20 protein-coding genes and 1 riboswitch are annotated in these 23,078 nt (G+C 39.4%); all 20 genes read left to right on the top strand.

Features of this window, described 5'->3' with window-relative positions; genetic code table 11:
• Positions 1–268: 268 nt before the first annotated feature.
• The 20 genes from ACIP9C_RS06900 (at position 269) to cobT (ending at position 22,521) form a co-directional block, all read left to right on the top strand.
• Complete coding sequence (locus ACIP9C_RS06900) at positions 269–643, top strand: 2-oxoglutarate ferredoxin oxidoreductase subunit beta (RefSeq protein ID WP_401009409.1); 375 nt, start codon at positions 269–271, stop codon at positions 641–643.
• A 254-nt stretch (positions 644–897) separates the two neighbouring features.
• Entirely contained in the window at positions 898–1,986 is a 1,089-nt protein-coding gene (locus ACIP9C_RS06895) for an ABC transporter substrate-binding protein (RefSeq protein WP_401009408.1), read from the top strand.
• A complete protein-coding gene (locus ACIP9C_RS06890) occupies positions 1,976–2,815 on the top strand; it encodes an alkaline phosphatase family protein (protein WP_401009407.1) in 840 nt (279 codons plus the stop codon). The genes ACIP9C_RS06895 and ACIP9C_RS06890 overlap by 11 nt, the downstream gene beginning before the upstream one ends.
• 55 nt (positions 2,816–2,870) lie before the next feature.
• Positions 2,871–3,713, top strand: coding sequence for an ABC transporter permease (locus ACIP9C_RS06885; protein WP_401009406.1), 843 nt, complete (start codon positions 2,871–2,873; stop codon positions 3,711–3,713).
• Positions 3,713–4,498, top strand: coding sequence for an ABC transporter permease (locus ACIP9C_RS06880; RefSeq protein ID WP_401009405.1), 786 nt, complete (start codon positions 3,713–3,715; stop codon positions 4,496–4,498). The genes ACIP9C_RS06885 and ACIP9C_RS06880 overlap by 1 nt, the downstream gene beginning before the upstream one ends.
• The gene (locus ACIP9C_RS06875) at positions 4,495–5,496 is read left to right on the top strand and encodes an ABC transporter ATP-binding protein (protein ID WP_401009404.1); all 1,002 of its coding nucleotides are present in this window, start codon (positions 4,495–4,497) and stop codon (positions 5,494–5,496) included. Before ACIP9C_RS06880 ends, ACIP9C_RS06875 begins: the two co-directional genes overlap by 4 nt.
• Entirely contained in the window at positions 5,493–6,278 is a 786-nt protein-coding gene (locus tag ACIP9C_RS06870; protein ID WP_401009403.1) for a DeoR/GlpR family DNA-binding transcription regulator, read from the top strand. Before ACIP9C_RS06875 ends, ACIP9C_RS06870 begins: the two co-directional genes overlap by 4 nt.
• The gene (locus ACIP9C_RS06865; RefSeq protein WP_401009402.1) at positions 6,275–7,288 is read left to right on the top strand and encodes a histidinol phosphate phosphatase domain-containing protein; all 1,014 of its coding nucleotides are present in this window, start codon (positions 6,275–6,277) and stop codon (positions 7,286–7,288) included. The genes ACIP9C_RS06870 and ACIP9C_RS06865 overlap by 4 nt, the downstream gene beginning before the upstream one ends.
• Positions 7,289–7,692: 404 nt before the next feature.
• A complete protein-coding gene (miaB, locus tag ACIP9C_RS06860; RefSeq protein WP_401009401.1) occupies positions 7,693–9,237 on the top strand; it encodes a tRNA (N6-isopentenyl adenosine(37)-C2)-methylthiotransferase MiaB in 1,545 nt (514 codons plus the stop codon).
• Complete coding sequence (locus ACIP9C_RS06855; protein WP_401009400.1) at positions 9,238–9,675, top strand: YlbF/YmcA family competence regulator; 438 nt, start codon at positions 9,238–9,240, stop codon at positions 9,673–9,675. It begins immediately after the preceding gene.
• Between the two features lie 147 nt (positions 9,676–9,822).
• Complete coding sequence (cotE, locus tag ACIP9C_RS06850) at positions 9,823–10,479, top strand: outer spore coat protein CotE (protein ID WP_340825727.1); 657 nt, start codon at positions 9,823–9,825, stop codon at positions 10,477–10,479.
• Positions 10,480–10,793: 314 nt separating this feature from the next.
• A complete protein-coding gene (gene mutS, locus ACIP9C_RS06845; protein WP_401009399.1) occupies positions 10,794–13,361 on the top strand; it encodes a DNA mismatch repair protein MutS in 2,568 nt (855 codons plus the stop codon).
• 14 nt (positions 13,362–13,375) lie between these two features.
• Positions 13,376–15,268 carry a DNA mismatch repair endonuclease MutL gene (gene mutL / locus ACIP9C_RS06840; protein WP_401009398.1) on the top strand — a complete coding sequence of 631 codons (1,893 nt, stop codon included), beginning with the start codon at positions 13,376–13,378 and terminating at the stop codon, positions 15,266–15,268.
• Between the two features lie 87 nt (positions 15,269–15,355).
• Complete coding sequence (glpK, locus tag ACIP9C_RS06835; RefSeq protein WP_401009397.1) at positions 15,356–16,849, top strand: glycerol kinase GlpK; 1,494 nt, start codon at positions 15,356–15,358, stop codon at positions 16,847–16,849.
• Between the two features lie 17 nt (positions 16,850–16,866).
• A complete protein-coding gene (locus ACIP9C_RS06830; RefSeq protein ID WP_401009396.1) occupies positions 16,867–18,516 on the top strand; it encodes a glycerol-3-phosphate dehydrogenase/oxidase in 1,650 nt (549 codons plus the stop codon).
• Positions 18,517–19,437 (top strand): alpha/beta fold hydrolase, encoded by a 921-nt coding sequence (locus ACIP9C_RS06825; RefSeq protein ID WP_401009395.1) that lies wholly within the window; start codon positions 18,517–18,519, stop codon positions 19,435–19,437.
• Positions 19,424–20,317: a tRNA (adenosine(37)-N6)-dimethylallyltransferase MiaA gene (gene miaA, locus ACIP9C_RS06820; protein WP_401009394.1), complete on the top strand. Its 894-nt coding sequence runs from the start codon at positions 19,424–19,426 to the stop codon at positions 20,315–20,317. The genes ACIP9C_RS06825 and miaA overlap by 14 nt, the downstream gene beginning before the upstream one ends.
• 98 nt (positions 20,318–20,415) lie before the next feature.
• Positions 20,416–20,646: an RNA chaperone Hfq gene (gene hfq, locus ACIP9C_RS06815; RefSeq protein WP_228134406.1), complete on the top strand. Its 231-nt coding sequence runs from the start codon at positions 20,416–20,418 to the stop codon at positions 20,644–20,646.
• A 94-nt stretch (positions 20,647–20,740) separates the two neighbouring features.
• A complete protein-coding gene (locus ACIP9C_RS06810) occupies positions 20,741–21,043 on the top strand; it encodes a rhodanese-like domain-containing protein (protein WP_340825719.1) in 303 nt (100 codons plus the stop codon).
• A gap of 142 nt (positions 21,044–21,185) precedes the next feature.
• A riboswitch (cobalamin riboswitch) is annotated at positions 21,186–21,361 on the top strand.
• A gap of 104 nt (positions 21,362–21,465) precedes the next feature.
• Entirely contained in the window at positions 21,466–22,521 is a 1,056-nt protein-coding gene (gene cobT / locus ACIP9C_RS06805; protein WP_401009393.1) for a nicotinate-nucleotide--dimethylbenzimidazole phosphoribosyltransferase, read from the top strand.
• Positions 22,522–23,078 lie beyond the last annotated feature (557 nt).

The raw sequence follows: 23,078 nt of genomic DNA, 5'->3' as shown, positions 1-23,078 counted from the left end.
CTAAAGCGGGGTACGGCTTACAACATGCCCGCGGAATTGAAACCGTTACTATGCTAGGTATCTATGCTCAGTGCCAGGCACACAAACAATTATTCTAGTTGAATGGAGCAGAGAGAGTGATACACAGCGGAAATCAACTGTTACTTACATGTTCCATCAAGTATCTGTAACACAATTTTTAATAGTAGAACTTCATCAATGATTAATAGGGGGCGTGCGCGGGTAAAATTATATGAAAGAATGATACAATAAAAGAAAAAAAGAGGCGATGTTCGTGAATAATATCATTGATTTTATTGCGAAAAAAAAGGAACGTGAAGAACGGCAACGTGCTCTAGATTTAGAACAGTATGTTGCGACTCAATGTAAATTCCATCAGCCAGAAAATATAGATGCTCTTGTTGATGGTAAAGTAATTGAAGTAAAAGATCATACACTTTTTTTAGGTTTCTTATCAATTTTAAAAGATGAACAAATCGAGCCACTTCATATCTTTCAGGACGTTTTTTCATTAGAGCCAAGTCGATTTGAAATAGCCTATAACATGAAATGGTGGTCGGTTGTTCAGCTTGCTTTTACATTTTTAACGATTTTAAAGGAAAATGAACCGCATACATATGCAGATTTTCTAGGACTAACTTGATTTATCTGGGGTATGTGCACGTCTGATAAACTAAACAAACGTGTGCATACACAACTGGATGCCTCTTTTTACCTCAAAGAATACAACCATCTTTACAATTCCTCTAATACTTAAAAAACTTCACATATATTTATAAATTCTCAATAATGTTTACGAAATATTTTTAAGCCATCCATACTTACTTAATGTTTGTTTTATAAGATTACTGTTGTAAGCAAATAAAAATAAACATAAACAAATGGAGGGTCCAACTCATGACAATTCAAAAGTTATGGAAGAAAGGTTTAATCGGTGCATTAGCAATTTCAATGTTGGCAGCTTGCTCGGACAGTTCTTCTAATTCAAATGGGGTCAATAGTAATGCGTCACTTGATGAAATTACTGAAAAAGCGAAACAAGAAGGAACGGTTAATTCAGTCGGTATGCCAGATACATGGGCAAACTGGGTAGAGACTTGGCAAGAGCTTGATAGTGAATATGCCATCAAGCATCAAGATACAGATATGTCGAGTGCAGAGGAACTAGCAAAATTTGAAGCAGAAAAAGATGATGCTACAGCTGATATTGGGGATGTAGGGATTGCCTTTGGACCAATTGCCAAGGATAAAGGCCTAACATTACCATACAAAACCTCGTATTGGGATGATATTCCGGACTGGGCCAAAGATGATGAAGGTCATTGGATTGTTGGCTATACAGGCACCATTTCATTTTTAACAGATACAAACAATGTGAAAAATGCACCAACCTCTTGGGAAGATCTTAAAAATGGAGATTATCATGTCAGCATAGGTGATGCTTTAACAGCAAACCAAGCACAATTTGCGATATTAGCAGCCGCAATGGCTTTCGGAGGCGATGAATCGAATATTCAACCAGGTATTGATTTCTTTGCGGAATTAGCGCAACAAGGGCGTTTACAAGGCGATCCATCCGTCGCTAATTTAGAAAAAGGGGAAATTGATGTAGCAATCTTATGGGACTTTAATGCATTAGGCTATCGTCATCAAATTGATGAACAACGCTTTGATGTAGTAATTCCATCAGAAGGCTCTGTAACATCAGGCTATGCAACGGTAATAAATAAGTATGCGAAAAACCCTTATGCTGCCATGTTAACTCGAGAATATATTTTATCGGATGCAGGCCAAGAAAACTTAGCAAAAGGTTACGCACGACCAATTCGTGAAAATGTGAAGTTATCTCAGGAAGTAAAGGATCTATTACTACCAGCAGAAATGTATAAAAACGCACAACCAGTTAATGATCAAAAACAGTGGGAAGAAACGACAAAGCAAATTCCACAAATGTATCAAGAGCAGGTATTAATTCATGCCAAATAAAAAAGTCGCTCTTGTTGTCATCGATGCACTTCGTTTTGATACGGCATGTACACACATGGGATTTATGCAACATTTAGTAGAGCGTAATATAGCTTCACGTTTCGAGGTTCGTTCTGAAGTACCGTCTTTATCGAGACCCTTATATGAAACTATTTTAACGGGAACACCACCAATCGTTCATGGTGTAACAAGTAATATGACGATGCGCTTATCGACACAAAGTAGTTTATTTCATTTAGCGAAGTCCAATGGTCTTTCTACAGCAGCAGCAGCTTATTATTGGGTAAGTGAGCTTTACAATCGAGCACCATTTCAGCATATGGAGGACCGTTTACAATTCGATACAAAGCTTCCGATTGAAAATGGCTTGTTCTATTTTGAAGATCATTATCCTGACAGTCATTTATTTGCAGATGCAGCTTGGTTAATGGATCAAAAACAACCGGATTTCTTATATATTCACTCGATGAATGTAGATGATGATGGGCATAAGTTTACAGCAAACTCAGCGCAATATCGTAATCGCGTATTAGCTGTGGATGCACTATTGTCGCTGTTTATTCCAAAATGTATGGCACAAGGATACGAAGTGATTGTGACGGCAGATCATGGGATGACAAGTGATGGCAATCATGGCGGGTCAACGACTGAGGATCGGCATGTACCTATGTTTGTAATGTCCCAAGCTGTTAAAGCAGGTATAAAAGATGGCGTGGTGTCTCAGCTACAAGTAGCACCACTCTGTTGTCATTTAATGAATATAGAGCCTTCTGAGGAGATGGTTCCACTATTATTAGAGGGAGTACAAACATTACAACAAACTAATTAAAAAAACATTCGTGTATGTCAGATTTAACGTTTATACATTTTTAAGTTAGAAAGAAGTGGTAGTTTTGATATCTAAGAGGCAATCTTTTGCCTGGCTTACACCTTTCCTGTTACTTGTATTGTTATTTTTTCTAGTGCCATTACTGTACATGCTTGTAACAAGCTTTAGTAATAGTGAAGGATTTACGTTAGCGCAATATAAATCCGTATTAACGAATAATTATATTTTACAAGGATTTAAAAATAGTGTGACGTTATCCGTCATTTCCGCAGTAGTTGCGCTAATGGTTACGTTGTTTGCAGTTTATGCGATTATGCACTTTTCGCAGCCGGTACGGGAGAAAATTTTAATAGTAACAAATTTAACTTCAAATTTTTCAGGTATTCCTTTAGCTTTTGCGTTTATTGTCTTGCTTGGTAATAGTGGGCTATTTACGTTGCTATTTGAAAAATGGGAAATAGGTGCTTTATCATCCTTTTCCCTTTATAGCTGGAGTGGTTTATTGCTCATTTATATTTATTTTCAATTGCCATTAGCGTTAATGCTGCTGTATCCGATTTATGATGGCATACAGCAGCAATGGAAGGAAGCGGCTGCGCTTTTAGGTGCATCGACTTTTCAGTTTTGGATAAAAATTGGTATTCCCGTTATGTTACCAGGTATTGTTGGAACCTTTAGCGTGTTATTTGCCAATGCAATGGGTGCCTATGCTTCTGCATACGCCTTAACTAGTAGTAATTATAATTTAGTTGCTATACGAATTGGAGCACTGATTAAGGGAGATATATTTGCTCAACCCGAGTTGGCAAGTGCTATTGCAGTATTACTGGCGGTAACGATGGTGACCGCAATGCTAATAAGTGAATGGAGCATAAAGAAAACAAGGGGGAAATTGTAATGAAAAAAAGAAATTTTGCTAATATCGTTTTCCTCCTTTTAATGTTGTATTTGCTATTGCCGATAGTAGCGACAATGCTTTATGCATTTTCATCAAAGTGGCATAAAACGATTCTTCCAGAGGGACTGACATTCAAGTGGCTTGCTACACTGTTTCAGGATGCAGCATTTATGCAGGCATTTGGACGTTCTGTCTTCCTTTCTGGAGGTGCAGTCGTCATAGCATTATTAGTCATTGTACCTGCGATATTTGTCATTGTTTTATATTTTCCTAAGTATGAGAAATGGATTCAAGTGGCAGTCGTTATGGTGTATTCTTTTCCGGGTATTATTTTAGCCGTTGGATTGATCCGCGTGTATTCAACAGTAGGTGTACCGATGATTTTGGTCGTATTGGGCGCCTACGTGATTGGTATTTTGCCATATATATATCAAGGGACGCGCAATAGCTTGCGTAATGTAGATGCAAGGCAACTGTTGGACGCCGCGCAATTATTAGGAGCAACTAAAACGCAAGCATTTACGAAAATACTGTTGCCTACCGTTTATCCGGGCTTGTTTGCTGGCGCATTATTATCGTTTTCAGTGCTTTTTGGAGAATTTGTACTAATTAATTTAGTAGTCGGCTCGCGCTTTGAAACGGTACAAATTTATTTAATGAAAAAGCTAAGTACGAGTGGCCATATTGCCAGTGCGGTCGTCTTTATTTATATCATTCTTATGGGCTTATTAACGTTCGCTATTGCGATACTAACGAATCGTTCGAAAGGTGCGACAAATGTATGAGCTATATTGTAATTGAAGGTCTTCATAAAAAATATGAACAAACAACTGTCTTATCAAATATCGAAATGACAATTGAAAAAGGTCAATTTATTACACTTTTAGGGCCAAGTGGCTGTGGGAAAAGTACCATTTTAAGAATTGTTGCGGGCCTAACGGATGCAACAGCAGGGAAAATACAAATTGAAGGAAAAAATATGGGTGGCATCCAGCCAAAAGAGCGCCAGGTCGGGATGGTATTTCAATCCTACGCACTATTTCCGAACATGACCGTCAAAGAAAATATTGCATTTGGCTTGCGAATGCAAAAAATAAATAATACAGAAGTGGAGCAACGTGTGCAGGAAATTCTAGCCATCGTGCATTTGACAGAAAAGGCGAATGCATATCCAAAGGAATTGTCTGGGGGTCAACAGCAACGAGTAGCGCTTGCACGAGCGCTCGTTGTACGACCTAAAGTGTTGCTTTTAGATGAGCCACTAAGTGCACTTGATGCGCAAATACGCAAAAAATTACAGAGCGATTTACGAGCGATACAACGGCAGCTTGGAATGACAATGATTTTAGTAACCCATGATCAAGATGAGGCTATGGCTGTATCAGACAAAATATTTGTGATGAGCAATGGGGAAATTGCGCAAAGCGGCACACCGACAGAAATTTATACGAATCCGAAAAATGAATTTGTTGCGAATTTCATTGGTCATTATAATGTTTTTCCACGACATGTGCTAGAGACGATGATAGGAACGAAATTGCCTGGAGATAGTGGGAAGTTTGCCATTCGACCAGAAGCTATTCATGTCGAGAAGAAGGATGGAGACTTTTGTCTTTTAGGTGTAGCGACACAGTCGTTAATGAGTGGTAATATCATTCGTACGACTTTAGAAGGCGACTGTGTATTTACAATGGAACAGTTACATCAGCGTGGGCAAACGCTTGAACTAGGTAAAAACTATAAGTGTTACGTAGCGAAGGAAGATGTGATTGCACTATCATGACGTATGCTAAAATTGAACGGTTTGAATTTATATTAAAGCAATTAGAGCTTGATGGAAAAATCATTGTGACAAATATCGCAGAGGCATTATTCGTAGCACCTGAAACTGTTCGTCGGGATTTGGATGAGCTAGAGCAGCAACATCTATTGACGAGAGTGCATGGAGGAGCAATTAAGTATACAAATGTTCGAACGGAACCTGCATTTTTGCGGAAATTGCAAATGCAAAAAGAAGCAAAGTGTACCATTGCCCGGCAGGCTGCAATGCGAATATGTGATGGGGATACGATTGCAGTTGATACAGGGACGACGACAGTGCACATTGCAGATTACTTAATGGCGGTTGAGGATATTACTGTTGTTACTCACTCCATTGCCGCTGCTGCACAATTTAATCTCGCCATTGAAGAAAGACGGATGACAGGGAAAGTTATTTTACTAGGTGGAACAACAAACCCTAGACAAGCTTCGGTTGCTGGTGCAATGACATTAGAATGGTTAGGCAATATGAATTTCGACAAAGCGTTTTTATCTTGCGGTGGCATGAAGGATGGCATGGTGTATGACTATGATTTAGATGAATCACTGATTTCCCAAAAGATGCTACAGCAAAGTAAAAAGACAATACTATTAGCAGATGCATCAAAAATTAATGGCCATTCATTTTATCAAATCTGTCATTTAGCACAATGTACGGAAATAATGTGTGATATTGCTTGCCCAGAAGACTGGCAAGTATACGAAGAACAGTGGACAATATGTAGTGGAGGGAAAAGTGGATGACAATTGATTACCATGTACATTTAGAGGAGGGGCCTTATTCTTTCCGTTGGTTGGAGCGAACATCTCGGGCGATCTCGCACTTTCATGAGCCTAGAAGTACTACTAAAGGTTCCAAAGCGTTAGTCGAATGGCAAGTGTCAGCATTGGCTAGTCGATTACACAATGGTTGCTATAGTGAAGAATGGCTTGACCTATATTTACATCAGGCAAAACAACTTGGCTTACGAGAGGTTGGTATTGTCGATCATTTGTATCGCTTTCATGAGGCTCGCTCCTATTTTGAACAATATATGCATTTAGATGATTCACAAGAAATCGGTCGACTGCAACGATACTGGCTAGATAGTGTGATGACTGAAAATATGGACGATTTCGTATTAGCGATAGCAAAGGCAAAGAAAAGATGGCGTCAGCATGGTGTCGAGTTAAAGCTAGGCATTGAAGCGGATTACTTTATAGGTGGCGAGGAGGAATTGGCGTCGCTACTAGAAGGACACCCTTGGGATTATGTAATTGGCTCTGTTCATTTTGTTGATGGTTGGGGCTTTGATAATCCACAAACGGAGCATTTATTTGCTAATATGGATCAAATAACATTGCAGAAGAACTATACGCAGTTTTTTTCAACGGTCGTGCAAATGATACAGTCTAACATGTTTGATTTTGTGGCTCATCTGGATAATTTTAAAGTCTTTCATTATCATGTTGAGGATGAGGCGTTTAATCTTTCGTGGTATGAACAAATTGCGCAAGCGCTTGTCAACACACAAACAGCGACGGAAATTAATGCAGGGTTATATTATCGCTACCCCGTGCAAGAAATGTGCCCCGGTCCTATGTTTTTGAAAGTTTTAGTACAACGGGGTGTAGAGTTTACCGTTTCTTCAGACGCCCACTTCCCTGATGATTTAGGAAAATATACATTTGCCAACACTGATTTGTTAAAGAGCTTAGGCGTTCAACACCTTGTAGGGTTCAATCAACGCACAAAAAAATATATAGAGTTATAACAACAATCACCGTTGATAATGTCATCGGTGATTTTTTCTAGGACTTGTTGTTGGTAGCGAAGGCGGTGACTCCTGCGGGAATGCACGCAGCGTAAGCCGCAACAGACCACGCGATAGCGGGGGGTGCGGCTTACGTGTGTGCCCGCGGAAAGCACCGCCGTAGTGGACAATAACGACATTGCAATTACTGTCAATCTAACACTTTTTCTCTTTTGTCCCAGCCTCCTTGTTTATTATGAAGCAATAGACAAGAACGACGGAATATTTTTAATAAGAAGTGTATTTAAGTCGAAACCACGACATTTAGTACACAAACCTTGTAGGAAGTAGTAATCATTCAGTATAATAGTAAAATGGGAATTCGAATGCACGGATTTCGTTTGAAAGGAGTTACCTGACCTGCAATGAATGAGGAACAACGATTAACCAGTCAACAAGTCAATCAACCAAAAAAAGAAGACAAGCCTGAAAAGGATTATAGTAAATATTTTGAGAAGGTCTTTACTGCACCTTCATTAAAAGATGCAAAAAAACGTGGCAAAGAAGAAGTGAAATACCATAAAGACTTCCAAATAGCAGAACAATTTGCTGGCATGGGCGAGGGACGGACTTTCTATATCCGTACATATGGCTGCCAAATGAATGAACACGATACAGAAGTGATGGCTGGAATATTTATGCAGCTTGGTTATACTTCAACAGAGATTATCGAGGAAGCAGATGTGGTGCTACTCAATACATGTGCAATCCGTGAAAATGCAGAGAACAAAGTATTTGGAGAGCTTGGTTTCCTGCTAAAATATAAACGCAAAAATCCAGAAATGCTAATTGGTGTATGTGGCTGTATGTCGCAAGAAGAATCTGTAGTTAATAAAATTTTAAAAACGTATCCACACGTCGATATGGTATTTGGAACACACAATATACACCGTTTGCCAAATATTTTAAAAGAAGCATACATGTCGAAGGAAATGGTTGTAGAGGTTTGGTCTAAAGAGGGCGACGTTATTGAAAACTTGCCAAAAAAACGTTTAGGTTCCATTAAAGCCTGGGTTAATATTATGTACGGCTGTGACAAGTTTTGTACGTATTGTATCGTGCCATATACGCGTGGGAAAGAACGTAGTCGACGTCCAGAGGAAATCATTGCTGAAGTTCGTGAGCTAGCAGCTGCGGGCTATAAAGAAATTATGCTCCTTGGTCAAAATGTCAACGCTTACGGGAAAGACTTTGAGGACCTTGATTACCGTCTTGGTGATTTAATGGATGAATTGCGAAAAATTGATATCCCGCGTATTCGCTTTACAACAAGTCACCCTCGTGATTTCGATGATTATTTAATTGAAGTGCTCGCAAAAGGCGGTAACTTAGTTGAACATATTCATTTACCAGTACAATCGGGCTCAAATGATGTGTTAAAAATTATGGCTCGTAAATATAGTCGTGAGCATTTCCTTAGCCTAGTAGATAAGATTAAAGCTGCAATCCCTGGTGTGACGTTAACCACTGATATTATTGTCGGTTATCCAAACGAAACAGAGGAGCAATTCGCAGAGACGATATCTCTATACCGTGAAGTAGGCTTTGAAATGGCCTTTACGTATATTTACTCTCCTCGAGAAGGGACGCCAGCTGCGAAGATGGTTGACAATGTACCAGAAGATGTGAAAAAAGAGCGTCTACATCGTTTAAATGCGGTCGTACAAGAATATTCAAGAAAAGCGCTTGAAGGCTTGAAAGGCGAAATTGTAGAAGTGTTAGTGGAAGGAACAAGTAAACGTCGTGATGACGTACTTGCAGGCTATACGCGGAAAAATCGCCTAGTGAATTTTAAAGCACCAACAGAGTTGATTGGACAGTTAGTGAAAGTGAAAATAACGGAGGCTACTTCTTATTCATTAACTGGAGAATTTGTGGAAGTAGTAAAAAATGAAAAGGTGGAAGCGTAAATGACACAAGTATTGTATACAAAAGAAGATTTAATTAAAAAATCCCATGAAATTGCGCATATGATTGCGAATACACCGGAAGTTGATTTTTTTAAAAAAGCTGAAGCACAAATTAATGAAAATCAACTTGTTCGTGAACGTATTGCTAGTTTAAAAAGCTTGCAAAAACAAGCAGTAAACTTCCAACACTTAGGTAAAGAAAAAGCATTAAAAATGATCGAAGACAAAATTGAAAAAATTGAAGAAGAAATTAATGCGATTCCTGTCGTACAGCAATTTAAAGAATCACAAGGTGATGTGAATGACTTATTACAATTAGTGTCGAACACAATTGCCAATAATGTTACGAACGAAATTGTGCGATCAACAGGTGGCGATGTGTTACGCGGTGAAACTGGCTCTTATGTAGAAAATTCTCAACCGGGTAGCTGTTCATAAATAAATAATAGAAGAAACAGCCCGAATGACTGCATTCGGGCTATTTTTATGGCGAAATTTAGCAAGGGGTATACACATAATGAAAGCCTCTCCTAAAGCTGTTGAATGTAAAAATGTATAAAGTAAGTCAATTCGATTCTATGAAATATGTTCACCCAATGGGCGCTACCTGCATATGATGGAGTGAAAAGAGTCGAAGGAGGAATTGCGCTGAAACGTTTACGACAAATCGTGACGAAAGCAGTAGTTGCCAAAGGGAAGAAGAGAACGGAAGAACGTGTAACATTATGTCCAACAAATAAACCGACGAGTATTCTCGGTTGCTGGGTAATCAACCATACTTGTTCAGCAAAGAAAGTCGGTAAATTTGTAGAAGTGTCAGGAAAGTTTGATGTTAATGTATGGTATGCTTATAGTAATCATTCGAAAACAGCAGTGTTTTCAGAAACGGTTCACTATAAAGATAAGGTAAAGCTTAATTTTAGAGATGGCGAAGTAACAGTTGGTGATGATGTGCGTGTACGTGTAATACAAGAACCAAATTGCATGGAAGCGGTAATTTCTCCATGTGGAACAAAATTTGAAATTGTAGTAGAACGTGAGACTGTCGTTGAGGTAATGGGTGAAATGACAATTTGTATTAGTGTACATCCGCTAGATTTCGAAGAGGAATGGAATTTTAATGATGAAAGTTCATCTTCATCATCTTCATCATCAAGTTCTAGTTCCAGTTCTTCTAGCTCAAGTAGTGAAGGAAGATTTGTTTTAGAGTCCTCATCGTTTCCTGACGAACGCCCAAGATAATATACAAGATAATATTTTTTGATACATGCGAAATGCTAGCATCTTTACAAAGGTGAAATAAGCGTTTCGCATGTATCTTTTGTTATAATAAATATAACAATCAGGGGATGAAGACTTGTGTAGCAAAAAATAAGAAAAGGCTAGCTTTTTGTTTAATGAAAATAAAGCACTCAATAGCCTAGATTTATCGCTCTAAGTAGCAATTGCTAACGTAACTACAAGTGTGCATGCCCCAAGCACAATTCAAAATTTATCTAAACGCAAATATGCCAATGCGTATTTGATTTAAATGGCAAGAGCGAGGGAATTTTTAAATGACAACTTATACACCAATGATGCAACAATATTTGCAAGTAAAAGAAGATTATAAGGATGCCTTTTTATTTTTTAGATTAGGTGACTTTTACGAGATGTTTTTTGAAGATGCAATTAATGCATCACAAATTTTAGAAATTACATTAACGAGCCGAGATGCAGGTGCTAAGGAGCGTATTCCGATGTGTGGGGTACCACATCACTCGGCAAAAAATTATATTGAAACACTTGTGCAAAAGGGCTATAAGGTTGCAATTTGTGAGCAAACGGAAGATCCAAAGCAAGCAAAAGGTGTAGTCAAACGTGAAGTAGTCCAACTTATTACGCCAGGTACTATTATGGAAGGTAAGGCGCTAGATGGTAAAACCAATCATTTTATTGGCGCAGCAGAACAGTTGGATGCTACGACATTTGGCTATGCCTACTTAGATCTATCGACAGGGGAAGCAATAGCGTCAACAATTAAAGGGGATGGCAAGGCACTTCTAATGCAGATGCAGGCTTATGGTATTCGAGAATTAATCGTAACAGAGAGCCTACAGCTTTTGTTAGCAGAACATGCAATGAATGTTGGCATTGTCCTATCCGTTGAAGAAGATGAAATGGCGATGGACAAAGCAGTGAACTATTTAGAAGCGGTACCAGCAACTATACAGTTGGCTTGCCTTCGTTTGCTTCATTATATTGATAAGACGCAAATGCGTTCACTTTCTCATATTCAAGCGTTTACCTTTAATGAAATGAAAAACTATTTACGTATCGATTCTAGCTCAAAGCGTAACTTAGAACTGATTCAGTCAATTCGTGGCGGAGACCAAAAGGGTACATTGTTATGGCTATTAGATGACACAGTTACAGCAATGGGTGGGCGAAAGCTGAAGCAGTGGTTACATCAACCGTTAGCATCACGCTCAGCTATTGAGAATAGACTTGCGATGGTTAGTGATTTGTTAGAAGAATATTTTGTACGATCGGAATTACAAATCTCTCTAAAACAAGTATATGATTTAGAACGTTTAGCTGGTCGTGTGGCGTTTGGCAATGTAGGCGGGCGCGATTTAGCACAGCTTCGCGATTCATTACGACAAGTTCCAGTTATTCAACAACAGCTAATTGGAGCCAATAAAGAAACATTGCATAAGTTAGGTGCAGCACTCGATACATGTGCTGACGTTGAGGCTTTATTGGCACTTGCTATTACAGATAACCCACCAATCACTATTAAAGAAGGTGATGTTATCCGAGATGGCTATAATGAACGATTAGATGAACTGCGCTATGCGTCTCGCAATGGCAAGGACTGGATAGCCCAGCTAGAACAAGCAGAACGTACGAAAACGGGCATTAAAAACTTGAAAATAGGCTATAACCGTATTTTTGGCTATTATATCGAAATTACAAAATCTAATATTCATTTGGCAGATTTAACACGCTATGAACGTAAGCAAACACTCGCAAATGCAGAACGTTATATTACACAGGAACTGAAAGAAAAAGAGTCGCTTATTTTGAATGCTGAGGAAGAGAGCTTGGCATTGGAGTACAATCTATTCGTTGAAATACGTGAACAATTAAAATCATTCATTCCACGTGTACAAGCATTAGCAGCGAGCATTAGTGAATTAGATGTATTGCTTAGCTTTGCAAGCGTTTCTGAAAAATATCGTTTTACGAAGCCAGAATTTCATGCGGGACGTGCGCTTGAAATTATTGAAGGACGACACCCAGTTGTTGAGAAAATGCTCAATAAGCAAATGTATGTACCGAATGATTGTGTGCTCGAAGAAAATCACAACATGATGCTCATTACAGGGCCCAATATGTCTGGTAAAAGTACGTATATGCGCCAAGTTGCACTAATTGTTGTGATGGCACAAATGGGATGCTATGTGCCGGCGGAAAAGGCAAGATTACCAATTACAGATCAAATCTTTACACGAATTGGAGCAGCGGATGATTTAGCTGCAGGACAATCAACATTTATGGTGGAAATGCTAGAATCACAGCATGCGATTATGCATGCAACTCAAAATAGCTTAATGCTGTTTGATGAAATTGGTCGTGGAACTTCCACATATGACGGTATGAGTCTTGCGCAATCTATGATGGAATATATTCATGACAAAATAGGTGCAAATACACTTTTCTCTACACATTATCATGAATTGACAGCTTTAGAAAAAGAGTTAACTCGCTTACAAAATGTTCATGTATCTGCCACTGAAAAGAATGGTACAGTTGTCTTTTTACACAAGGTGAAAAAGGGAGCGGCAGATAAATCATATGGTATTCATGTAGCGCAGCTAGCACAATTACCAGAGGAAATTTTAGAGAGAGCACGTATATTGCTCGAAAACTTTGAGGCAGGTAAAGAACTTCCTATGTCCCAAGAAGTGGTTGAACAACCTGTACAAATGTCGCTCTTTACAGAAGAAGCGGCGTTGCCTTCAGCTGAGGCAGATGTCTTGAAAAGCTTGGAGAAGGTGAATATTCTAGGCACATCACCAATGCAGGCCATAAATATTTTATATGAATTACAACAGCAATTAGTTAACGCTAAAAAATAAAGGAGTGAAGCGCCATGGGGAAAATTCAAATTATGGACGCGTGGCTATCCAATAGAATTGCCGCGGGGGAAGTAGTAGAACGACCAGCGTCTGTAGTTAAAGAACTAGTCGAAAATGCGATTGATGCTGGTAGTACGTCCATTGATGTCTTTTTGCTAGAAGCGGGTCTCACTTCAATTCAAGTTATTGATAATGGTAGTGGGATGGATGAGGAGGACGCACTGATCTCTTTCTCCCGCCATGCAACAAGTAAGATTCATAAGGAGCATGACTTATTTCGTATTCGTACTTTAGGATTTCGTGGTGAAGCATTAGCATCAATCGCATCGGTATCCAAAATGACGATGATTACTTCGACTGGTGAATCAGGGACGTATGTGGAACTAGAGGGCGGCCATGTGACAATGCAAAAGCCTGGGCCATTGCGTAAAGGAACAGATATTACAGTGGCACAGCTATTTTTCAATACGCCTGCGCGTTTAAAATATATGAAAACGATACAAACCGAGCTTGGGCATACGATTGATCTTATGAACCGTCTAGCGCTTGGTAATCCACAAATTGCCTTTCGATTGCTACATAACGGTCAGCAGTTATTACAGACAAATGGACGAGGCGATGTACAGCAAGTACTTGCTGCGATCTATGGCATGCATAATGCGAAAAAAATGGTGCCGTTTCAAGGGGAGTCTCATGACTATAAGGTGTCGGGCTTTGTTTCTTTACCAGAGGTGACGCGTGCTTCTAAAAATTATATGTCGCTGTTTGTCAATGGGCGTTGGGTGAAACATTATTTGGTGCAAAAGGCTATTATCGATGCATACCATACGTATTTACCGATTGAGCGTTTTCCAATTGTAGCGCTTTATATCGAAGGTGATCCGTATTTAACAGACGTGAATGTTCATCCAGCCAAACATCAAATACGTTTAAGTAAAGAACTAGAGCTACTGAAATTGATTGAAGAAACAATTCGTGGCAAAATTCGAGAAGTTATGCGTGTACCACTAATGGAAAAGAAAGAAAAAATTCCGAAACCTGCAACAGAACAGTTGAATATTTGGAAGCCTACACCGAAGCTGGATGTTGAAAAAATGAATGCTATCGTTGAAAAGCTTTATGATGCGCAAACTGTTCAGGAGTCCAGCATATTACCAGTTGAGGAGCCAGCACCTACAGCTACAGTTATAGAAGAGAGCTGGCAACCAATTCAACATTTAGAAACAAATCAGGTTGAAGTAGAGTCACCAATAGAGCACATGGAATTTCTAAATGAGGAGCCTCAAATAGAAGAATCTCAAATAGAAGAGCCTAAAAAAGAGCCATTCCCTGCTCTTGAAGTAGTAGGACAAATTCACGGGACATATATCGTTGCACAAATGGAAGATGGCTTTTATTTAATCGACCAACATGCGGCACAGGAACGTATTAAATACGAGTTTTTCCGTGAAAAGGTAGGGCAAGTAAATCCGAACGAACGACAGACATTATTACTTCCCTTAACCTTCCATTACGCAGCGGATGAGGCGCTTATACTGCGTGAAAATAGACAGCAGCTAGAGGCTGTTGGTGTATTTTTAGAGGATTTTGGACAGTCATCATTTGTTATTCGTGAGCACCCTAGCTGGTTTCCAAATGGCGAGGAGCAGGACATTATTGAGGATTTAATTGAGCAAGTATTGACGACGAAAAAGGCAGATGTAAAAAAAATGCGTGAGGCAGCAGCCATTATGATGAGCTGTAAAAAGTCTATTAAGGCGAATCATTATTTAACGAAAGAGCAAATGGTTGCGTTGCTAGACGATTTACGTAAGGCAGACAATCCATTTACCTGTCCACATGGTCGGCCAGTGCTAATTCATTTTACAACCTATGAAGTGGAAAAAATGTTCAAACGGGTAATGTAGTGGTAACTGAGCATCGCGGTCGCAGTAAATTAAAGAAAAGCTTACAGCGATCTCGAGCGTGGTGTGAAAACCTAAGGGGGAGAATGAATGGGTGAATTTATTTTAGCAATTGATCAAGGTACGACAAGTTCAAGAGCGATTTTATTCGATCATAAAGGTGAAATTGTCCATGTTGCACAAAAGGAATTTCAGCAGTATTTTCCGAAGGCAGGCTGGGTAGAGCATAACGCCAATGAGATTTGGGGATCAGTGCTCGCAGTTATCGCAGCTGTTTTAACTGAAAGTGGTCATGAAGCAAGTGAGGTACATGCAATTGGCATTACTAATCAGCGGGAAACTACGGTAGTTTGGGATAAACATACGGGTCAGCCTGTCTATAATGCTATCGTTTGGCAATCAAGGCAAACTCAGGACATTGTTAAAGAGTTGAAGGAACATGGCCATGAAAAAATGTTTCAGCAAAAGACAGGGTTACGTCTGGATTCCTACTTTTCTGCAACAAAAATTAAATGGATTTTAGACAATGTTGAAGGTGCTCGTGACAAGGCAGAAAATGGTGATTTACTATTTGGCACGATTGATTGTTGGATTGTTTGGCGATTATCAAAAGGGAAGGCACATATTACGGATTACTCCAATGCGGCGCGGACATTACTTTATAATATCCATGAACTACAATGGGACGAAGAACTTTGCAAACTACTAAATATCCCTATGACAATGTTACCAGAAGTAAGAAATTCCTCAGAAATCTATACGAAAACAGCACCAAGCATATTTTTTGGGGAAGAAACGCCAATTGCAGGTATTGCTGGCGACCAGCAAGCAGCGCTCTTTGGGCAAACATGCTTTGCGAAGGGGATGGCTAAAAATACGTACGGTACTGGCTGTTTTATGTTGTTAAATACGGGTGAACAGGCTATACATTCTGAAAATGGCTTGCTTACAACGATTGCATGGGGTATTGATGGCACTGTAACATACGCATTAGAAGGCAGTGTCTTTGTAGCAGGTTCTGCAATTCAGTGGTTACGTGATGGTCTTCGAATGATTCGAACTGCTAAGGAATCTGAAAAATATGCAACAAAGGTTGCTGATACCGATGGTGTATACATTGTACCTGCATTTGTAGGATTAGGAACACCATACTGGGATACCGATGCCCGTGGCGCTATTTTTGGCTTGACACGGGGTACTTCAAAAGAACATTTTATTCGCGCAACACTTGAATCATTGGCTTACCAGACGAAAGATGTACTGGATGCAATGGAGGAAGCGGCAGGTACGCCAATTGAAGTATTGCGGGTAGATGGAGGAGCTGTAAGTAATGGCTTCTTAATGCAATTCCAAAGTGATATTTTACAGTTAGAGGTGGAGTTAGCAAAGCTAAATGAATCGACTGCACTCGGGGCAGCCTATTTAGCAGGGCTGGCAACTGGATTTTGGGATAATAAAGAGGCGTTAGCTGCATTATGGGCAAATGGGCAAACCTATCAACCCAAAATGACCACAGAGCAAAGCGCGATATTATACGCGGGCTGGCAAAGAGCTGTAGAGGCTACACGTTTATTCAAATCATAGCTAATGGGGGAGAAAGTATGTTTTCATTTGAGCATCGTCCTAAAATTATGGATTATTTAGAGCAATATAGCTTTGACGTATTAGTAATTGGAGGTGGCATTACGGGTGCTGGAATTGCACTCGATGCCGCATCAAGAGGATTATCTGTCGCATTGATTGAGATGCAGGACTTTGCGGCTGGTACATCTAGCCGTTCAACAAAGCTTATTCACGGAGGCCTTCGATATTTAAAACAATTTGATATGGGTGTAGTGGCTGAAGTTGGGCGTGAACGCGAAATCGTTTATGATAATGGTGTTCATGTAACGACGCCTGAAAAGATGCTGTTGCCTTTATATAAGCATGGTACACTTGGTCCGTTTACGACTTCAATAGCATTGAAGGTCTATGACCGATTAGCAGGTGTGAAAAAGAAAGAACGTCGTACAATGCTGAGTGCACAAGAAACAGCAGCGCTTGAGCCATTATTAAAGCGCGATGAGCTCGTTGGCGGCGGCTACTATGTAGAGTATCGTACCGATGATGCACGTTTAACAATTGAAGTGCTAAAAAAAGCGGTTGAATATGGCGCACTTTGTGTAAACTATGCTGAAATGACAGGATTTTTATATAACAAGAAAAAACTAATTGGGGCAAAAGTAAAAGATCATGTAACAGGAAAAGTAGTGGAAGTTCATGCGGCACAAATCGTCAATGCTACTGGCCCTTGGGTAGATGAAGTCCGACAAAAGGATAAAAGTACGGACAAAAAACAATTACGTCTAACAAAAGGTGTCCATATTGTCCTCGATCAAAAGCACTTCCCATTGCAACAGGCAGTCTATTTTGATATTCCAGATGGACGAATGGCTTTTGCAATTCCACGAGATGGTAAAACTTATTTAGGGACAACGGATACAGTTTATGAAGGAAATCCTATACACCCTACCGCAACACAACAAGATGTAGATTATTTAATTGAGGCAGCTAAAAATGTTTTTCCTACAGCCGAAATTACAAGAGAAACAGTTGAATCTTCTTGGGCAGGTGTACGTCCACTTATTTTCGAAAAAGGTAAAGACCCTTCTGAAATTTCGCGTAAAGATGAGATTTGGACTGCATCCAGTGGTTTGATGACAATTGCAGGAGGCAAGCTAACAGGCTACCGCCAAATGGCTGAAACAATCGTTGATAAAATTGTCAAAACACATAAATTTAAGCATGCAAGTCCATGTATGACACGTGAGTTGTCGCTTTCTGGTGCAAAGGGCATTAATGCTATTAATTTCCCTGATTATACTGCATATAAAGCAAGAGAGGGCGTTCAGTATGGCTTGAATTATGATGAAGCCAAGCATCTTGTGCAAAAGTATGGTACAAATGTAGATGCTTTATTTGATCAGGTGAAGTATTTGCATGAGCATGGCAGTGCGATGCCTCTTGTGTTACATGCGATGCTGCTTTATGGTATAGAAGCGGAAATGGTTTATACACCTTGTGATTTCTTTATTCGTCGTACGGGATTATTATACTTTGATATTGATGCAGTGAAACGATATAAGGAGCAAGTAATTCAAGTAATGCAACAGCGTTTTCACTACTCAGATTCCCAAAGAAATACCTATGTTGCTCAATTAGAACAAGCCATAATCGATGCGACAAGTTTTGCGGATGTGGAGGTGAAGTAAATGGAAGAGCGTTATATGAAAATGTCGGATGGACATTTTGTGTTTACGCGCACATTGACTCCGGCAATTCCATGCATAGGTCATTTTCATATTTTACATGGCATGGCAGAGCATAGTGGCCGTTATCTAAAATTTGCTCGAATACTATGTGCAGCAGGCTATGCAGTTACGATGCATGATCATCGTGGACATGGAGAAACAGCATCTTATAACGGCACATTAGGCTTTTTCGCTGAAAAAAATGGTTTTGACCGTGTTGTAGAAGATGCCCATGAAGTGATCATAACTATGCATGCCCACTTTGCCGATGTGCCTTTAATTGTGTTTGGTCATAGTATGGGTTCTTTTATTGCTAGAAGATATATTCAGCTTTACAGCAATGACGTGGATAACGTTATACTTTGTGGAACCGGAAACGTCTCGACATTGCATAAGATTGGGCATTATGTTGCACAAGTATTGGCAATGCAACGGGGCAAAGAGTTGGAGAGCCCTTTATTAAATAAATTGAGTTTTGGGAGCTTCAATAAACAAGTTCCAAATGCTAAAACAGCATATGATTGGTTATGTTCGGTAGAGCATGAGGTGCAAAAATATATCGATGATCCATATTGTGGCTTTATACCAACCAATCAATTTTTTGTTGACTTAACGGCTGGCCTTATGGTGCTAAATCGAAAAAAAGAGATTGAAAAAATAAATAAAAACTTACCGATCCTTTTGATAAGTGGTAGCAAGGACCCTGTTGGTGACGGTGGTCAAGGGGTGTATACTGTGGCAGAGCGTTTTGTAGCGGCAGGTATACAGGATGTTACAGTCTATTTATTTGAAGATAAGCGACACGAAATTTTAAATGAAGACAATCATCAGGCGGTTCATCAAGTTTTATTACGGTGGTTAGAAAAGTATGATACAAAATAAAATCCAGCAAGCAGAGGTCGTAGCAATAGTTGGACCAACGGCCTCTGGTAAAACAGCACTGAGCATTGAGCTAGCAAAAAAGTATAATGGTGAAATTATTAATGGCGATTCGATGCAAATTTATAAAGACTTAAATATTGGTACAGCGAAAATTACCGAGGAAGAAATGCAAGGTGTACCACATCATTTATTAAGCTTCAAAGAGCCAACAGAATCATTTTCAGTAGCAGATTATCAAAAACTAGTGCGTGCCAAAATTAGTGAAATACAGGAACGTGGGAAGTTGCCAATTATTGTTGGAGGCTCTGGGTTATATGTACAAGCAGTGCTTTATGATTTCCAATTTACGGAGGAGCAGGTAGATGAGGTAGCACGTAAGGCTTATTATGAGGAGCTAGAAAAATTAGGTCCTGAAGCCATGCATGCAAAACTATTAGCATTGGATCCGAAAACGGCAGAAACAATTCATCCGAATAATACGAGACGTGTCATTCGAGCATTAGAAATGATTGAATTAAGTGGTGTTTCAAAGGCTTCAGAGGAACATAATCGTGGAGAAATTCCACTTTACCGCCATTTGATTTTAGGGCTTGGTGAAAATATGTCACGCGATGAGCTTTATGATCGCATTAATCGTCGAGTAGATTTGATGATGGACAAAGGGCTGTTACAAGAAGTAAAAGGGTTATGGCAGCAAAATATTCGAGATGTACAGTCAATACAAGCGATTGGCTATAAGGAATTGTATGATTACTTAGATGGTCGATGCACATTAGAAGAAGCAATTGAAAGTTTAAAACAAAATTCTCGTCGCTACGCGAAAAGACAACTTACTTATTTCCGCAATAAGATGGACATTCATTTTATTGAAAAAGACTAAAAACTTTAATAATTTCTAAAAATTACTAATTGATAAATTGGTATAACATGCTACTATAGGAATGAAGAGGTAGAAAGAGAGTAGGGGAGGCGCAATCTATGAAATCAATCAATTTGCAAGATACGTTTTTGAACCATCTACGTAAAAACAGTGTTTTTGTAACTGTGTTTCTGTTAAACGGGTTCCAGTTAAAAGGAACAGTGAAATCCTATGACAACTTTACAGTATTATTAGTTGATGCTGAAAGCAAACAGCATCTCATTTACAAACACGCAATTTCTACTTTCGTTCCAGCAAAGCAAGTCGAATTTTTAGAGACAGAAGAATAGAGTCATTTTAAGCAGCTAGTGTTACATCACTAGCTGTTTTTTTTCGTTCACGCTATAATGTAATAGGAAATTGATATATTGGAGGACTATAAAGATGAAATCAATGGATACAACGCAATTATTAGAACAACTAGATGCTAACGAAGACCTATACATTATTGATGTGCGAGAAGATGATGAGGTAGCACAAGGTGTTATTCCTGGTGCTAAGCATATAGCGCTTGGAACAATTCCAGAGCGTTTAGATGAAATAGATCGATCTAAGCCTTATATTATCGTATGTAAAGCTGGCGGACGCTCGGCAAATGCATGTGCTTATTTAGAAGCACAAGGTTTTGATGTAACAAATCTTGAAGGCGGCATGCTTGCATATGATGGGGAATTAGAATTTAAATAATGTAAGATGAAGGTATTTAACAAGTCAGTTGTTAAATACCTTATTTTTTTAGCTTATATTAAAAGATGGCAATGCAAAAAGTGCTGTTACCAAAACTTTTAACAATATTGACACTCAAAAAACTTTGTCGTAAATTTAAAGTAATTACATAAAAGCATTAGGTGCCCACTTTGGGAGAATAGGGAATAAAGTGAAATGCTTTAGCGGTCCCACCACTGTAAAATGGAGTTTTATAGAGAATACCACTAGCGATGGCTGGGAAGGTTCTATAAAATGTTGAGATTGAGCCAGGAGACCTGCCTAATTGCTTCGGATGATATGGACGATGGAAAAGTCTGTAGTTTATTTGTTATGAAATAAACTACAGGCTTTTCTATTTTTTCATTCTTTTATGTAAAAGGTTAAAAAAAGGAGAGATGATGATGCAATTGCTACAACAAACGATTCAACAAATTCAACGTACTAACAACAAAATGATGGAAAAAGCGAAGGAACGTATAGATTCTCTTAGCAAGCCACCAAGCAGTTTAGGGAAGCTGGAGTCACTTGCTATACAACTAACTGGGATTACGGGAGAACTATATCCGAAACTCGATAACAAAGTGATCATCGTTTGTGCGGCAGATCACGGTGTTTGTGACGAAGCGGTAACATCGAATCCACAAAACGTAACATTTTTTCAAACATTGAATTTTCCTAAAGGGGTAACAGGTGTTTGTGCTATTGCTAAAATAACAAATGCAAAAATTGTAACAGTGGACGTCGGTGTCAAAGAGGATATTCCGCTTGATGCTGGTGTTTTAATTAAAAAAATTAAATACGGTACGGATAATATGGCGAAAGGTCCGGCGATGACGAGGGAAGAAGCAGTCCAATCAATTGAAGTAGGCATAGAAATAGCGACATCAGAAATAGCAAAAGGGGCAAATGTTCTTGCTACTGGTGAAATGGGGATTGGCAATACAACACCTAGTGCAGCTATATTATCAGTACTTCATGCTTGTCACCCGCTTGAAGTGACGGGATTCGGTGCAGGGCTAGGGTCAGGTGGAATTGAACATAAAGTAGCTGTTATTCAAAAGGCTATCGAAATAAACAAACCTAATCGTCATGATGCAATCGATATACTTGCAAAAGTTGGTGGGTTAGAAATAGGGGCTATGGCTGGAGTGATCCTTGCGGCTGCCGCAAATCGCAAACCAGTTGTAATTGATGGCTTTATTTCTACAGTAGCTGCACTAATTGCATATGAGCTTGAACCAAAAGTACAAGACTATATCATACCTTCTCATGCATCAGAAGAACCTGGGGCAAAAATAGCAGCCGAATTGCTAGGAGTAGAGCCGATGCTTCATATGAATATGCGATTGGGAGAGGGCTCTGGCGCAGCATTAGCGTTTCCAATTCTAGACGCAGCTTGTTCGATGATGAGCAATATGGCTACATTAGCAGAATCTATGGCGCTAATAGAAAATTAATAATTGACGGTAATAAGGTTAGTTTTTAGAGCGAAGGAAATAGTATATGCAATCTAGTTGATGGTACCGAAGGCGGGCGACTCCAGCGGGAACGCACGCAGCGTAAGTCGCAACAAACCGCGCGTTAGCGAGGGTTGCGGCTTACGTCGTGCCCGCGGAAAGCGCACGCCGTAGCGGACATCAACGATATAGCAGAAAGAGTTCGACTAATGTGATGGTATTTTTACGCTATGTAAAATGAATGAAACTATAGTTGTCCCTTCTTTTGCAGTAAATAAAAAATTAGAAGAGAACACGAGTTGATGGTAGCGAAGGTGGGCGACTCCAGCGGGAACGCACGCAGCGTAAGACGCAACAAACCGCGCGTTAGCGAGGGTTGCGGCTTACGTCGTGCCCGCGGAAAGCGCACACCGAAGCGGACATCAACGATATAGCAGAAATAGTTCGACTAATGTGATGGCATTTTTACGCTATGTAAAATGAATGAAACTATAGTTGTCCCTTCTTTTGCAGTAAATAAAAAATTAGAAGAGAACACGAGTTGATGGTAGCGAAGG

Source organism: Lysinibacillus sp. NPDC093210 (genome assembly GCF_044753985.1).
In the GTDB taxonomy this organism is placed as follows: Bacteria; Bacillota; Bacilli; order Bacillales_A; family Planococcaceae; genus Lysinibacillus.
The sequence above is the reverse complement of the archived record's forward strand: the minus strand, read 5'-3'. Positions and strand labels throughout refer to the sequence as shown.

Excerpts from the sequence above, each read along its gene's own strand:
- miaA (WP_401009394.1), top strand. The coding sequence starts at position 19,424 with ATGATACAAAATAAAATCCAGCAAGCAGAGGTCGTAGCAATAGTTGGA.
- hfq (WP_228134406.1), top strand. The coding sequence starts at position 20,416 with ATGAAATCAATCAATTTGCAAGATACGTTTTTGAACCATCTACGTAAA.
- ACIP9C_RS06880 (WP_401009405.1), top strand. The coding sequence starts at position 3,713 with ATGAAAAAAAGAAATTTTGCTAATATCGTTTTCCTCCTTTTAATGTTG.
- glpK (WP_401009397.1), top strand. The coding sequence starts at position 15,356 with ATGGGTGAATTTATTTTAGCAATTGATCAAGGTACGACAAGTTCAAGA.
- ACIP9C_RS06870 (WP_401009403.1), top strand. The coding sequence starts at position 5,493 with ATGACGTATGCTAAAATTGAACGGTTTGAATTTATATTAAAGCAATTA.
- ACIP9C_RS06810 (WP_340825719.1), top strand. The coding sequence starts at position 20,741 with ATGAAATCAATGGATACAACGCAATTATTAGAACAACTAGATGCTAAC.
- ACIP9C_RS06855 (WP_401009400.1), top strand. The coding sequence starts at position 9,238 with ATGACACAAGTATTGTATACAAAAGAAGATTTAATTAAAAAATCCCAT.
- mutL (WP_401009398.1), top strand. The coding sequence starts at position 13,376 with ATGGGGAAAATTCAAATTATGGACGCGTGGCTATCCAATAGAATTGCC.
- ACIP9C_RS06875 (WP_401009404.1), top strand. The coding sequence starts at position 4,495 with ATGAGCTATATTGTAATTGAAGGTCTTCATAAAAAATATGAACAAACA.
- cobT (WP_401009393.1), top strand. The coding sequence starts at position 21,466 with ATGCAATTGCTACAACAAACGATTCAACAAATTCAACGTACTAACAAC.
- ACIP9C_RS06830 (WP_401009396.1), top strand. The coding sequence starts at position 16,867 with ATGTTTTCATTTGAGCATCGTCCTAAAATTATGGATTATTTAGAGCAA.
- cotE (WP_340825727.1), top strand. The coding sequence starts at position 9,823 with ATGTTCACCCAATGGGCGCTACCTGCATATGATGGAGTGAAAAGAGTC.
- ACIP9C_RS06825 (WP_401009395.1), top strand. The coding sequence starts at position 18,517 with ATGGAAGAGCGTTATATGAAAATGTCGGATGGACATTTTGTGTTTACG.
- mutS (WP_401009399.1), top strand. The coding sequence starts at position 10,794 with ATGACAACTTATACACCAATGATGCAACAATATTTGCAAGTAAAAGAA.
- miaB (WP_401009401.1), top strand. The coding sequence starts at position 7,693 with ATGAATGAGGAACAACGATTAACCAGTCAACAAGTCAATCAACCAAAA.
- ACIP9C_RS06895 (WP_401009408.1), top strand. The coding sequence starts at position 898 with ATGACAATTCAAAAGTTATGGAAGAAAGGTTTAATCGGTGCATTAGCA.
- ACIP9C_RS06900 (WP_401009409.1), top strand. The coding sequence starts at position 269 with ATGTTCGTGAATAATATCATTGATTTTATTGCGAAAAAAAAGGAACGT.
- ACIP9C_RS06890 (WP_401009407.1), top strand. The coding sequence starts at position 1,976 with ATGCCAAATAAAAAAGTCGCTCTTGTTGTCATCGATGCACTTCGTTTT.
- ACIP9C_RS06865 (WP_401009402.1), top strand. The coding sequence starts at position 6,275 with ATGACAATTGATTACCATGTACATTTAGAGGAGGGGCCTTATTCTTTC.